Genomic DNA, 13,667 nt, shown 5'->3' on the forward strand with positions numbered 1-13,667 from the left:
TGTCGGAGGCTCTACAACAATTGGAGACACACACTATGGCAACAGCAGCCCCACGGCCGATGTCGCAGGAAGAGAAGAAAGTTATCTTCGCTTCCTCGCTCGGCACCGTTTTTGAGTGGTACGACTTCTACCTGTACGGTTCTTTGGCAGCCATCATTGCCAAGCAATTCTTCAGCGGTCTGGACGAAGGCTCCGCCTTCATCTTTGCCTTGCTGGCGTTTGCTGCAGGTTTCATCGTGCGTCCCTTCGGTGCCATTTTCTTCGGCCGTTTGGGTGACATGATCGGTCGCAAGTACACCTTCCTGGTGACCATCTTGATCATGGGTTTGTCCACATTCATCGTGGGTATCCTGCCGAACTACGCCACCATCGGCGTCGCGGCCCCCGTGATCCTGATCGCCTTGCGTATGCTGCAAGGCCTGGCTTTGGGTGGTGAGTACGGCGGTGCTGCGACTTACGTGGCTGAACACGCCCCCCATGGCAAACGTGGTGCCTACACCTCCTGGATCCAGACCACCGCCACTTTGGGCCTGTTCTTGTCCCTGATGGTGATTCTGGGTACCCGTTCCATCATTGGTGAAGCCGCGTTTGCCGATTGGGGCTGGCGCGTTCCGTTCATCGTGTCCATTCTCTTGTTGGCCGTGTCGGTCTACATCCGTTTGAGCATGAACGAGTCCCCCGCTTTCGCCAAAATGAAGGCCGAAGGCAAGACCTCCAAGGCACCGTTGTCCGAATCTTTCGGCCAGTGGAAAAACCTGAAGATCGTGATCCTGGCCCTGATCGGTTTGACTGCCGGTCAAGCCGTGGTCTGGTACTCCGGCCAGTTCTATGCCCTGTTCTTCCTGACGCAAGCGTTGAAGGTGGACGGTGCTACCGCCAACATCATGGTGGCCATCTCGCTGATCATCGGCACACCGTTCTTCATCGTCTTCGGTTCGCTGTCGGACAAGATTGGCCGCAAGCCCATCATCTTGGCTGGTTGCTTGTTGGCCGCGGTGACCTACTTCCCCGTGTTCGAAGCGCTGACCAAAGCTGCCAACCCTGATCTGGCTGCTGCACAAGCTGCCAACAAAGTGGTTGTGACCGCAGACCCTGCTGAATGCTCGTTCCAGTTCAACCCCACCGGTACTGTGAAGTTCATCAGCTCCTGCGACATTGCCAAACAAGGTCTGGCTGGTCGTTCGGTGAGCTACGACAACGCTGTGGCCGCTGCAGGTACGCCTGCAACCGTGTCCGTGGGCACTACCGTGATCCCCGGTTACACCTCCAAAGGCTTGAGCAAGGAAGAAGGCGCTGCCAAGGCTGCCGAATTCAACAAGGCCCTGAACGAAGCCCTGAAGACCGCTGGCTACCCTGCCAAGGCTGACATGGCCAAGTTCGACAAGGTCAAGGTCATCATCATCCTGACTTACTTGGTGATCCTGGTGACCATGGTGTACGGTCCTATTGCCGCCATGTTGGTGGAAATGTTCCCGACCCGCATTCGCTACACCTCCATGAGCTTGCCCTACCACATCGGTAACGGCTGGTTCGGCGGCTTGCTGCCCACCACGGCCTTCGCCATCGTGGCCCAGACAGGCAACATGTACAACGGTCTGTGGTACCCCATCGTCATTGCCGGTGCAACTGTGGTGATCGGTGGCTTGTTCATCAAGGAAACCAAAGACGTGGACATCTACGCCAACGACTAAAAGTTTCGAGCGAAGTTGAGTTAGCGCCCCGGCCCGTGTGGCCGGGGCAATTTCCAGGCTCTCCTTGTGGGGGCCTTTTTTTTGAAAGAAGTGGTATGTGGAAAATTGTTGTGGGTTTTGTCGTATTTGCAGGTTTGGCGCTGTTTGTCCTGAGCAAGGGCGGTGACGTCGACATGGGTGGTGAAAAGCACGGTGCGGAAGCCCTGCACACCGAGGCGCCTGCCGCTACAGCATCAGCCCCAGCTGCCGCACCTGCACCCGCCGCCGCCGCCAGCGAAGCCAAGTAGTAGGGTTTACCTGATGTTGCAGGCAGCATGAAAACGCTGCCAGGGCGAGGGGCTCGCCCTAAAATGCCCGCATGAAATACATCAAAACAGAATTGGGGCAGCAAGCGTTCAAGGAACGCTCGCCGCTCTTTTCTGCGCGCCAGCGGTCCACCTTCATCCTGTTTGATGGCAACAAGACCCTGGAGCAAGTGTTGGCCGCCGCGGCCGGCATGGGTGTGACTGTCGAGGATGTGGAGCACATGGTAGCGCAGGGTTTTCTGACCCTGGCTGCGGGCTCCGCCACGGCGCTTGGCCCGGTGGCCACGGCCGAGGCCATTCAGAAAGCCGAAGATGCGGCGCGCCCCCCCAGCAACCGCACACCGCAAGAGCGCTACGCGGATGCCAAACCCATTGCCACCAAGCTCACTGCCGGTTTGGGTTTGCGCGGTTTTCGCCTGAACCTGTCCGTTGAAGCCGCCGCCGGGTTTGACGACTTGCTGACCCTGCTGCCCAAGATCCAGGATGCGGTGGGCAGCAAGCTCGCTAGCGAGCTGGAGCGCGCCCTGAAAGACTGATTCGCTGCGGCACTGCGCCGCACCGGAAGCGTCCCGCGCGGACGTCTGCAAAAATATCCTCACGCCCTGGTTGCACGTACCGGGCTGCCTAGAATGTCTCTCCTCCTCCAGAAGAGCATTCACTTATGTCCCAGGGAACCATCCGCATTCGCGGAGCGCGGCAACACAATCTCAAGAACCTTGACCTGGACATTCGCACCGGCGAATTGACCGTGGTGACCGGTCCCAGCGGTTCGGGCAAGTCCAGCCTGGTGTTTGACACGCTGTACGCCGAAGGCCAGCGCCGCTACGTGGAAACCTTCTCTGCCTATGCGCGCCAGTTTCTGGACCGCATGGACAAGCCCGCGGTGGACAAGGTGGAAGGTGTTCCTCCCGCCATCGCCATCGACCAGACCAACCCGGTACGCTCCAGCCGCTCCACCGTGGGCACGATGACGGAGCTCAACGACCATTTGAAGCTGCTGTTCTCCCGCGCGGGCAAGCTGTTCGACAAAGACACTGCGCTGCCGGTGCAGCACGACACGCCCGAGACGATCTATGCCGAACTGTTGCGGCGTGCCGCCAGCGAAGGCAACCCCCGTCTGGTGTTGACCTTTCCCGTGGAGCTGCCCGCCAGCACGACGCAGGAGGAAGTGACCCAATGGCTCAGCGCCAGCGGTTTTACCCGTGTGCAGGCCGAGCGCGAAGTGGCCACGGTCAGCGGCCCCCGCAAGATTCTGGATGTGGTGGCAGACCGGTTCCGCATCGACGGCGTGGAGAAGTCCCGTGTGCTGGAGGCCATTGAGGTCGCTTTGAAGCGTGGCAGCGGCCGCCTCAATGTTTATGCATTAAATGAGGCTCTGGCGCCCGTGGATGCTACGCAAGCAGCTCCTGAAACTGTAGCAAATGCAGCGCCCGTCCTGTGGCGCTTTTCCACCGGGCTGCACTGCCCGCAAAGCGATCTGCGCTACACCGACCCCATTGCCTCGATGTTCTCGTTCAATTCGGCGGTCGGTGCGTGTGAGGCCTGCCGCGGTTTTGGCCGTGTGGTGGGGGTGGACTATGGGCTGGTGATCCCGAACGACAAACTCACGCTGCGGGCCGGTGCCGTCAAGCCCATGCAGACGCCGGCCTGGCAGGAGTGCCAGGACGATTTGATGCGCCACGCCGAGGCGAGCGGTATTCCGCGCGACACGCCCTGGTACAAGCTGACCGAAGAGCAAAAAAACTGGGTTTACAAGGGCTCCCCGAACTGGAACGGCAAGTGGAACCAGCACTGGTTCGGCGTGGACCGTTTCTTTGAGTACCTGGAGAGCAAGGCCTACAAGATGCACATCCGGGTGCTCTTGTCCAAGTACCGCAGTTACACGCCCTGTGGCACCTGTGGCGGCGCGCGGCTCAAGACCGAGAGCCTGTTGTGGCGCATTGGCACCAAGGCGCAGGCCGATGCGGTGCTGCCACCGGCCAAGCGGTTTATGCCCCAAGGCGTGAAGTGGTCGCGCGATCAACTGGAGGCGCTGCCGGGACTTTGCTTGCACGACATGATGCTGCTGTCGCTGGACAAGCTGAGGCGGTTTTTTGATTCGCTGCAGGTGCAGCTGGATGGCAGTGGGGCGGAGCCAGGGGTGTCGGCAGAGGCCTCAGACACTCGCTTCGCGATTGCCAAGTCGGCCCCTACCGACACCCCTGGTTCCGCTTCGCGTTCGGGTGATGTTGCTCCGGCCCAGTCTGAGGCTGAAGCTAAAACGCTGAAGCTCTTGTTCGAAGAAGTCGGCACACGCCTCAAGTACCTGTGTGACGTCGGCATCGGCTACCTCACGCTGGACCGGCAAAGCCGCACGCTCAGTGGCGGGGAGGTGCAGCGCATCAACCTGACCACCGCCTTGGGCACTTCGCTGGTGAATACCCTGTTTGTGCTGGATGAGCCCAGCATCGGCCTGCACCCGCGTGACATGAACCGCATCATCGTGGCCATGCAGCGCCTGCGCGATGCGGGCAATACGCTGGTGGTGGTGGAGCACGACCCCGCCGTGATGCTGGCCGCAGACCGCATGATTGACATGGGCCCCGGCCCGGGCGAGAAGGGCGGGCAGATTGTGTTTGACGGCACCACCGAAGCGCTGAAGGGCGCGGACACCATGACCGGCGCCTACCTGGGCGGCCGCAAGCAGGTGGGCATGGGTTTCAAGCGCATGGTGGCACCCAACACCCCGCGCCTGATTCTGGAAGGCGTGACCGAGCACAACCTGAAGAACGTGTCGGTCGAGATTCCGCTGCAGCGCCTGGTCTGTGTGACCGGTGTGTCGGGCTCGGGCAAGTCCACCTTGATTCAGGATGTGCTGGCACCCGCGTTGTTGCGCCACTTTGGCAAGGCTACCGAGACGCCTGGCGCCCATGCGCGCCTGCTGGGCGCCGAGCTGCTCAGCGAAGTGGTGTTTGTAGACCAGTCACCCATCGGCAAGACGGCGCGTTCCAATCCCGTGAGTTATGTGGGTGCGTGGGACGCGATCCGCGAGTTGTTTGCGGGCGCCGCCTTGTCCAAAGAGCGCAGCTACACGGCCAGCAAGTTCAGCTTCAACAGCGGTGATGGCCGTTGCCCCACCTGCGGCGGCTCCGGCTTTGAGCATGTGGAGATGCAATTCTTGAGCGACGTCTATTTACGTTGCCCGGACTGCGATGGCAAGCGTTACCGGCCCGAGATTCTGGAAGTGACCATTGAGCGCAAGGGCCGTAATGTGAACGTGGCCGATGTGCTGGACCTGACGGTCAGCGAGGCGGCCGATCTGTTCAGCGCCGACCGCGATGTGATCCGCGTGTTGCAGCCGATTGTGGATGTGGGGCTGGAGTATGTGAAGCTGGGGCAGCCCGTGCCCACGCTGTCGGGTGGCGAAGCCCAACGCCTCAAGCTCGCGGGCTTTTTGGCGGAGGCGGCCAAGGGCAAGAGTGCGAGTGCGCAGTTCTTGGCCAAACGCGGTTCGCTGTTCATGCTGGACGAGCCCACGACGGGGCTGCATTTTGATGACATTGCCAAGCTGATGCGTGCGCTGCGCAAGCTGCTGGATGCGGGCCATTCGCTGGTGGTGATTGAGCACAACCTGGACGTGATTCGGGCGTCGGACTGGCTGATTGATTTGGGGCCTGAGGGTGGGGACGCGGGGGGTGAGGTGGTGGCGCACGGCACACCGGAAGACGTGATGCTGCATGCCACGTCGCACACGGGTCAGGCTTTGCGTGATTACGCGGCGGCTATGGGGGTGGTGCATGAGGTGGCCGAACCCTCTGCCAAGTATTTGGTGCGGGCTTCCTCTCTCGCTGCGGCGGATGGGCTTGCGCCCAGTGCCTCATACACTCGCTCCGCGATTGCAAAGTCGGCCCCGGGCGCAAGCCCATCCACCTCCGGTGCTGGGGTTGTCGATACGTCTAACTCCATTCGTATCGTGAATGCGAAGGAGCACAACCTCAAATCCTTGTCAGTGGATATTCCGCGTGGCAAGTTCAGTGTGGTGACGGGGGTGTCGGGTTCGGGCAAGTCCACGTTGGCGTTTGACATTCTGTTCAACGAAGGCCAGCGCCGTTATCTGGAGTCGCTCAACGCCTATGCACGTTCCATCGTGCAGCCCGCAGGGCGGCCGGAGGTGGATGCGGTGTATGGCATTCCGCCGACCGTGGCCATTGAGCAGCGCCTGTCGCGTGGCGGGCGCAAGTCCACTGTGGGTACTACCACCGAGGTGTGGCATTTCTTGCGCCTGTTGTACGTGAAGCTGGGCACCCAGCATTGCTACAAGGACGGCGCTGCGGTGGAGCCGCAGTCGGCGGACAGCATTGCAGCGCAGTTGCTCAAAAACTACCGCGGCCAGCACATTGGCCTGTTGGCGCCCCTGGTGCAGGGGCGTAAAGGCGTTTACACCGAACTGGCGGACTGGGCTCGCCCGCGTGGCTACACGCATCTGCGGGTGGACGGCAACTTCTTGCCCACCACCAGCTTCCCGCGCATTGACCGTTTCAAGGAACACAACATCGAGCTGCCAGTGGCCAGCCTGGATGTGACGCCGTCCAACGAGCCCGCGCTGCGCCAGGCGCTGGCCGATGCGCTCACACACGGCAAGGGCGTGGTCTATGTGCTGAGCCAGATTGACGGGCTGCGCGAGGCCATGCTGGCCGGCACGCCTGCTGCGGACATTGGCAAGGTGCAGGTGTTTTCCACCAAGCGCGCCTGCCCGGTGTGCTCCACCTCGTATGCCGAGTTGGACCCGCGCCTGTTTTCGTACAACAGCAAACACGGCTGGTGTCCGGACTGCGTGGGCACCGGTGTGGCATTGACCAAGGAGCAGCGCAAGGTGTTCGACGACTCCGTGAAGGACGATGACAACAAGGGCCGCGAGCAGACCTTTGCCGAGGCCGACATTGAAGACCTGCACGATGCGACTTGCCCCACCTGCAGTGGCACGCGCCTGAACGCGACGGCGCGCAACGTGAAGTTCGCCAACGTGGGCATCACCGACATTGCGCGCCTCAGCGTGACCGATGTGCGCAAGTGGGTACAGACGCTGCAAGTGGCGGGTGGCATGAGCACGCGCGAGGGCGACATCGCACGCGACCTGGTGCCCGAGATCAAGAGCCGGCTGGAATTTCTGGAAGAGGTAGGCCTGGGTTACCTGACGCTGGACCGCGGCGCGCCCACGCTTTCTGGTGGCGAGGCGCAGCGCATCCGTTTGGCGGCGCAGCTGGGCAGCAATTTGCAGGGCGTGTGTTACGTGCTGGACGAGCCCACCATTGGTCTGCATGCGCGCGACAACAAGATTTTGCTGGGTGCCTTGCAAAGCCTCAGTGACAAGGGAAACACACTGGTGGTGGTGGAGCATGACGAAGACACGATTCGTCACGCGGACCACATCATCGACATTGGCCCCAGCGCGGGCAAGCGCGGGGGGCGGTTGGTGGCGCAGGGGTCGATTGCGGATGTGCAGAATGCGCCCGAATCGCAGACGGGGCGCTACCTGTTGCATGCGATGAAGCATCCCTTGGCCGTGCGGCGGGGCATGGTTTCTTATGCAGAGACTTTGGTGCTCGACGCGGCGGAAGCCGAGGCGCCGGGTTCCTCATACGGCGAACCAACATCGTCACCCGGCGCATCGACTTCCGCCACGGGGGCTGGCAAACCTGCGAAGAAACTCAGTGCAAAAGCAGCCAAGGCCGCAGTGGCCGCCGCCCAGGTGAGCGCCAGCGAAACGGCCAACGCCGAACTTGCCGAACGCACCAAGGTAGCTGCCGAATACGCCGCCCTGGCCGACCGTCGCGCCGCCCAAATGTCCGTCGCAGCAGCGGGTAGCCCGGCGGTGGGTGACGATTTGGCAGTTGCGCAGCAAATGCATGAGGAGCCTGCCACCGGGCTACCCGCTGCGGGCACAGCAAAAACACATGAGCCAAAGCCAAAAATCGACTGGCTAACCGTCAAAGGCGCCAACCTGCACAACCTGCAAAACGTCACCGCCCATGTGCCATTGAAACGCCTGGTCGCCATCACCGGCGTCAGCGGTTCCGGCAAGTCCACGCTGGCGCGCGACGTGTTGCTCACCAACGTGCAAGTGGCCGTGCAAAAACGCAGCACCAAGGCGGGCCGCGATGCGCTGGACGCGGGGGAGAAAATTCAGTGGACCGGTTGCGAGGGCGTGGAAGGTTTCGAGACCGTGGACCGCGTGCTCGAAGTGGACCAAACCCCCATTGGCAAAACACCGCGCAGCTGCCCCGCCACCTACATCGGTTTCTGGGACACCATCCGCAAACTGTTTGCCGACACACTGGAAGCCAAGGCACGCGGTTATGCGTCCAACCGCTTCAGCTTCAACACGGGTGAGGGCCGCTGCCCATCGTGCGAAGGGCAGGGCATACGCACCATCGGCATGAGCTTCCTGCCGGACGTGAAGGTGCTGTGCGAAACCTGCAAGGGCGCGCGCTTCAACCCTGAGACCCAGGCAGTGACCTGGCGCGGCAAGAACATTGGGGATGTGTTGCAGATGGAAGTGGACGAAGCGGTGGACTTCTTTGCCGCCATGCCCGTGATCGCACACCCGCTGCAGTTGCTCAAAGACGTGGGCCTGGGCTACCTCACGCTGGGCCAGCCGTCGCCCACACTCAGCGGTGGCGAGGCCCAGCGCATCAAGCTGGTGACCGAGCTCAGCAAGGTGCGCGACGACGTGGGCAAGCGCGGCAACAAGGTGCCCCACACCCTCTATGTGCTGGACGAGCCCACGGTGGGCCTGCACATGGCCGATGTGGAAAAGCTCATCCACGTGCTGCACCGCCTGGTGAACGGTGGCCACAGCGCGGTGGTGATCGAGCACGACCTGGATGTGATCGCCGAAGCCGACTGGGTGATTGACCTGGGGCCGGACGGCGGCAATGGTGGTGGCCGGGTGGTGGCGGCGACGACACCTGAGGCGGTGGTGCGCTTGGGCACCCACACGGGCAAGGCGTTGGAGGCGGTTTTGGCGCGGTGACAGGGCGTAACACTTGGAGACTGGACGCGCCGAGTGGGGCTGCCTAAACTGTTTATTCGTTGGAACATGAGAAGGAGTCACCATGAAAACCGCACCCAAGGTATTTAAGCAATGGGCCCTGTTGGCCATAGTGTTTGGCGCTACGGCTGCCCTGACGGCGGGGGCGCAGACCACCACCGCACCCGCCACCAAGCCCGTGGCCACCAGCAACGCAATGAGCAAGCTCATTGCCCAGTACAGCCCGTGGGCAGGGTCCAGAGAAAACGCCACGTCTTTGGTGCAAGGGCTGAACACGGGGTCGTCCGTCACACTCAATGCCGCGGGCGGCGGTACAGCCAGCACGTTCACCCCGGCAAGCAGCAAGCTGGGGGTGGGGGAGGTGGGTATTGCCCTGTCACTGGCCAAGGCCTCCTTGGCGCAGCAGGGCATCACCAATCCCACGCCCGCGCAGCTCAGTGCCGCGCTGAATGGTGGTGTGATCACCTCTAGCACCTCCACCACCAGTGTGGCGGGTGTGCTGACGCAGCGGCAAGAAGGCAGTGGCTGGGGGCAGATCGCCCAGTCGCTAGGCGTCAAGCTAGGGTCGGTGGTCAGCGCCAGCAAAACGGACAAGTCCAAGGCAGGGGCCGAGCGCACGGCCCGCCAGAGCAAGGCCGAGTCATCCCAGAAGAGCGAATACGCGCATCACAGTGGGGGCAGTGCATCGGGACGGTCTGGGCATGGAGGTGGCGGTGGAGGTGGGGGTGGCAGCAAAAAGTAAGCCCCTGACATAAATCGAAACAAAGCGAAACCGGCATGACACCCGGCGTCACGGGAGCGACCCCACTATCGGCATCTCTTTTTTTTCCGAAAGTTTCTGTGATGTATCTCCGCGTATCTGCTTTGTCTCTTTCCGCGTTGGCTGTTGTCGGCACCACATTCGTGGGGGGTGCCCACGCCCAGCAAGCTCCCAAAGACGGTGGGCGAGTGGGGCTGGTCGCGATCGGCGGCTACGAGTACCAGGGCTCGGACGAAACACGCACCCTGGTGCTGCCCACGCTGGACTACACCTGGGCCAATGGGTGGTTCGCTGGTATCAATGGCGTGGGGCGCCAGTGGAGCACGGGTGCGCTGCAGTATGGCCTCAAGCTCGGTGTTGACATGGGGCGCGAGGAGGGGCGCAGCAGCGCCTTGCGCGGCCTGGGCAGTGTGGACGCCAGCGCGGAGCTGGGCGGCTTTGCCCGCTATGCCCTGGGCCAGGGCTTTGCGGCCAAAACCAGCCTGCGTGCGGGTTCTGGTGTGGGTAACAAAGGGGCGCTGTGGGACCTGGGGCTGGAGTACGGCCAGCCCTTGGGGGCCAGCTGGCGCCTGGGCAGCGAGCTGAGTGTGACCTACGCCAATGCAGACTACTTGCAGTCCTACTTCGGTGTTACGGCCCAGCAGGCCCAGGCCAGCGGTTATGCCGTCTACACCCCCTCGGCCGGCCCGCGGGACGTGAGCGCGCGTGTGGCCCTGACCTACCTGATCAGCCCGCAGTGGTCGCTGACGGGCGGGCTGCGCCATACCCAGCTGCTGGGCGACGCCAAAGACGCGCCCATGGTGCGCAAGTCCAGTGCCAACTCGGCGCTGCTGGCGCTGAACTACGCCTTTTGAGCGACATAAACCGAAACAAAGCGAAACTGCCCTGACACCCAGTGTCAGGGCCCCGGCGGCACCATGGCGGTCATGTTCAACCCGTCCTGTGGGACACGAAAGACCGCCATGACTCACTTCTCCCGCATCAGCCTCAAACGCACCCTTTTGGGGGCCCTGACCGCCACCGTGTTGGTCGGTGGCCTTGCCGCCTGCGCTGGCAGCCGCCACGAAGTCGGCGCCAGCATGAACGCCGAGCAATACGCCCAGAAGCGCGACAAGATGGTGGACAAGGCCGCCAGCAAGCTCGACCTCAACGAAGACCAGAAGAAGCGCTTGAGCGTGTTGGGCGACAAGCTGTTCGAGCAGCGCACCGCACTCATCGGTCAGACCAAGAACCCCCGTGCCGAGTTGCAAGCACTGATGGCCGGGGAGAAGTTTGATGCCGTGCGGGCCCAGGCCCTCATCAACGAAAAAACCACCGCCCTGCAGGCCAAGAGCCCCGAAGTGATTGCCGCGCTGGCCGACTTCTACAACAGCCTGAACCCGGTGCAACAACAAAAAGTGCGCGACTATATGGAAGGTCGCGGCCACTGGTTCAGCCGCGGGTGAGCGCCATGGCCACCGCCGCATTGAACGCCATTGCCGCGCCACTCCGGGCCTATGGTCCCGTGGTGTTTGAGGGCTACGAGGAACCCCATGCCGAAATCATGGCGCTGGTGTGGGGCCCCCGGTTTGACCGGGAGCACGCCCACACCCTGCTGGAGCGCCGACCCGGCTATGTGCCGCAGGTGCTGCAGGCCGTGCGCCAGGCCGCGGACCACTTTGACAGCCTGCCGGAGGCTGAGCGGCAGCGCCTGCGCACCCTCATCCTGCGCCACCGCAGCCGGTGGGACAATGCGCAGGCCGCCCACTAGCCCCAACGTATGCACCGCATCCTGCTGATCGACGACGACACCCAACTCGGTGGCCCGCTGGCCGCGTACTTTGCGCGGTTTGACATGGCGCTGGAGTGTGCGCTGCGCCCCAGCGAGGGGCTGGCGCGTCTGCAGCAGGGCGGCATTGATGCCGCCATCTTGGACGTGATGCTGCCCGAGATGGATGGCTTTGCCCTGTGCCGCGCCATCCGCAAGGAGAGCGACATTCCCATCCTCATGCTCACTGCGCGCGGCGAGGTGATGGACCGCGTGGTGGGCCTGGAGCTGGGGGCCGACGACTACGTGCCCAAACCCTTCGAGCCACGCGAACTGGTGGCCCGTGTGCAAACCGTGCTGCGCCGCCGTGCGCCCGTGGCCGCCAAGATGGCGCCGCCCGATGCCAACACGCTGCTGTTTGACGGCCTGCAGGTCAACGCCACCACCCGCACCGTGCTGCGCCAGGGCGAGGCGGTGGACCTCACCAGCACCGAGTTCGATTTGCTGTTGCTGCTGGCGCGTGCGCCCGGCAAGGTGTTCAGCCGCGACGACATCCTCAACCAGCTGCGCGGCCATGAGGCCGAGCTCTACACCCGCGCGGTGGACATCGTGGTGAGCCGCCTGCGCAAGAAGCTGGAGCCGCTGGACTGCATCAAAACCCTGCGCAACGCTGGCTACACCCTGGCCTTGGCCGGTAGCGCCACATGAAATTCCGGGGGCTCAAGTTCTGTGTCATGGCGCACCGCCGTGCCAAACACGCGCTGGCGCATTCGCTGCGCGTGAAGCTGGTGGCCCTGTTTGTGGTGCTGGCGCTTACCATGGCGGCCGCATTTACCTTCGGCATGCAGGCGGCCATCGGGGCCAGCTGGCGCGCCGTGGCCAAGCCCCTGCTCACCGATTATGTGGACCGCCTGGCCGCCGATATTGGCAGCCCACCCAGCACCGCAAGGGCCCTGGCCCTGACCGAGCACCTGCCCCTGAGCATCCGCATCAGCGGCCCGCAACTCAACTGGCGCAGCCACCCGCAGGAGCCCGAGCTGGACTGGATGTACGACGACCACGGCCCCGGGGAGGAATACAAGTTCTTCCAGCGCACCACGGCCGACGGGCACCGCGTCCAGTTCGGGATCAGCGTGCAAGCCTGGAACCAAAAGCCCCGCTTCATCGGCTGGGTCACCCTGACCACTTTGCTGCTGTTGACCTGGGTGGCCTACAAGTGGGTGCGCCGCATGCTGCGTCCGCTGGACGATATCCGCGCCGGTGCCCTGCGCTTTGGCGCGGGCGACTTTGCCCAAAACATCCCGGTGCGCCACGCCCACCATCCGGACGAACTGGGCGAGCTGGCCGCCACCATCAACACCATGGGCGCCGACATCCACCAGATGCTGGAAGCCAAACGCACCTTGCTGCTGGCCATCAGCCACGAGCTGCGCAGCCCGCTCACCCGCGCCCGCCTGAACACCGAACTGCTGCCCGAATCCACCGAGGTGCAGCCCAGCCGCGAAGCCCTGCTGCGCGACCTGGCCCTCATGCGCGACCTGGTGACCGACCTGTTGGAGAGTGAACGCCTGGCCAGCCCGCATGCAGCGCTGCACCGCGAGGCGGTAGACCTGCCCGCGCTGGTGCGCGATGTGGTGTGCGAACTGCAAATCGCCCACGCGCAACCCGATGGCTCGGGCGCACCGTCCATCAACACCACGCTGCCCGCCGCCTTGCCCCGGCTGCCGCTAGACCCGACCCGCATGCGCCTGCTGGTGCGCAACCTGCTGGACAACGCCCTGCGCCACAGCCACGAGGGCAGCGCCGCACCACGCATCGAGGTGCAGCCGCTGGCGGGCGGCGCCGTGCAAATCACCGTGCGCGACTTTGGCCCTGGCGTGGCAGACGACCAGATCCCCCACCTGGGCCAACCCTTCTTCCGCCCCGACGCAGCCCGCACCCGCGAAGGCGGCGGCGTCGGCCTGGGCCTCTACCTGTGCCGTCTGGTGGCACAGGCGCATGGCGGCAGTTTTGCCGTGCGCAATGCGCAGCCGGGGCTCGAAATTGTGGTGGTGTTGCCGCCGCACAAGGCCTGATTTGCTACGTTTTGTATAGCTGCTTGCGCATACTCCATAAGGGCTGGAGGCTGATTTGA

Annotated in this window: 10 protein-coding genes; all 10 read left to right on the forward strand. The window is 63.3% G+C overall.

The window, feature by feature from the left end; all coding sequences use genetic code 11:
• Nucleotides 1-35 precede the first annotated feature (35 nt).
• The 10 genes from AC3WS7_RS10400 to AC3WS7_RS10445 all read left to right on the forward strand — a co-directional run bounded on the left by AC3WS7_RS10400 (nucleotide 36) and on the right by AC3WS7_RS10445 (nucleotide 13,608).
• Complete coding sequence (locus tag AC3WS7_RS10400; protein ID WP_296472539.1) at nucleotides 36-1,691, forward strand: MFS transporter; 1,656 nt, start codon at nucleotides 36-38, stop codon at nucleotides 1,689-1,691.
• Between the two features lie 95 nt (nucleotides 1,692-1,786).
• Nucleotides 1,787-1,978, forward strand: a complete 192-nt coding sequence (locus tag AC3WS7_RS10405; RefSeq protein WP_296472541.1) for a hypothetical protein — start codon at nucleotides 1,787-1,789, stop codon at nucleotides 1,976-1,978.
• Nucleotides 1,979-2,049: 71 nt separating this feature from the next.
• A complete protein-coding gene (locus tag AC3WS7_RS10410; RefSeq protein ID WP_492656295.1) occupies nucleotides 2,050-2,532 on the forward strand; it encodes a hypothetical protein in 483 nt (160 codons plus the stop codon).
• Nucleotides 2,533-2,657: 125 nt separating this feature from the next.
• On the forward strand, nucleotides 2,658-9,008 hold the full coding sequence (gene uvrA, locus AC3WS7_RS10415; protein ID WP_492656296.1) for an excinuclease ABC subunit UvrA: 6,351 nt from the start codon (nucleotides 2,658-2,660) through the stop codon (nucleotides 9,006-9,008).
• Between the two features lie 82 nt (nucleotides 9,009-9,090).
• The gene (locus tag AC3WS7_RS10420; RefSeq protein WP_492656297.1) at nucleotides 9,091-9,768 is read left to right on the forward strand and encodes a hypothetical protein; all 678 of its coding nucleotides are present in this window, start codon (nucleotides 9,091-9,093) and stop codon (nucleotides 9,766-9,768) included.
• 101 nt (nucleotides 9,769-9,869) lie between these two features.
• Nucleotides 9,870-10,640: a MipA/OmpV family protein gene (locus tag AC3WS7_RS10425; RefSeq protein ID WP_492656298.1), complete on the forward strand. Its 771-nt coding sequence runs from the start codon at nucleotides 9,870-9,872 to the stop codon at nucleotides 10,638-10,640.
• A 108-nt stretch (nucleotides 10,641-10,748) separates the two neighbouring features.
• Entirely contained in the window at nucleotides 10,749-11,231 is a 483-nt protein-coding gene (locus AC3WS7_RS10430; RefSeq protein ID WP_296472549.1) for a Spy/CpxP family protein refolding chaperone, read from the forward strand.
• Between the two features lie 5 nt (nucleotides 11,232-11,236).
• Nucleotides 11,237-11,536: a hypothetical protein gene (locus AC3WS7_RS10435; protein ID WP_296472551.1), complete on the forward strand. Its 300-nt coding sequence runs from the start codon at nucleotides 11,237-11,239 to the stop codon at nucleotides 11,534-11,536.
• A 9-nt stretch (nucleotides 11,537-11,545) separates the two neighbouring features.
• Entirely contained in the window at nucleotides 11,546-12,241 is a 696-nt protein-coding gene (locus AC3WS7_RS10440) for a response regulator transcription factor (RefSeq protein ID WP_492656299.1), read from the forward strand.
• A gap of 26 nt (nucleotides 12,242-12,267) precedes the next feature.
• On the forward strand, nucleotides 12,268-13,608 hold the full coding sequence (locus AC3WS7_RS10445) for a sensor histidine kinase (protein ID WP_492656300.1): 1,341 nt from the start codon (nucleotides 12,268-12,270) through the stop codon (nucleotides 13,606-13,608).
• Nucleotides 13,609-13,667 lie beyond the last annotated feature (59 nt).

The sequence above is a fragment of the Rhodoferax sp. EU05-FHT12H12 genome (assembly GCF_058791215.1).

What these genes read in the sequence shown, in the direction of transcription:
- AC3WS7_RS10400 (WP_296472539.1), top strand. Translation starts at nt 36, where the DNA reads ATGGCAACAGCAGCCCCACGGCCGATGTCGCAGGAAGAGAAGAAAGTT.
- AC3WS7_RS10405 (WP_296472541.1), top strand. Translation starts at nt 1,787, where the DNA reads ATGTGGAAAATTGTTGTGGGTTTTGTCGTATTTGCAGGTTTGGCGCTG.
- AC3WS7_RS10410 (WP_492656295.1), top strand. Translation starts at nt 2,050, where the DNA reads ATGAAATACATCAAAACAGAATTGGGGCAGCAAGCGTTCAAGGAACGC.
- uvrA (WP_492656296.1), top strand. Translation starts at nt 2,658, where the DNA reads ATGTCCCAGGGAACCATCCGCATTCGCGGAGCGCGGCAACACAATCTC.
- AC3WS7_RS10420 (WP_492656297.1), top strand. Translation starts at nt 9,091, where the DNA reads ATGAAAACCGCACCCAAGGTATTTAAGCAATGGGCCCTGTTGGCCATA.
- AC3WS7_RS10425 (WP_492656298.1), top strand. Translation starts at nt 9,870, where the DNA reads ATGTATCTCCGCGTATCTGCTTTGTCTCTTTCCGCGTTGGCTGTTGTC.
- AC3WS7_RS10430 (WP_296472549.1), top strand. Translation starts at nt 10,749, where the DNA reads ATGACTCACTTCTCCCGCATCAGCCTCAAACGCACCCTTTTGGGGGCC.
- AC3WS7_RS10435 (WP_296472551.1), top strand. Translation starts at nt 11,237, where the DNA reads ATGGCCACCGCCGCATTGAACGCCATTGCCGCGCCACTCCGGGCCTAT.
- AC3WS7_RS10440 (WP_492656299.1), top strand. Translation starts at nt 11,546, where the DNA reads ATGCACCGCATCCTGCTGATCGACGACGACACCCAACTCGGTGGCCCG.
- AC3WS7_RS10445 (WP_492656300.1), top strand. Translation starts at nt 12,268, where the DNA reads ATGGCGCACCGCCGTGCCAAACACGCGCTGGCGCATTCGCTGCGCGTG.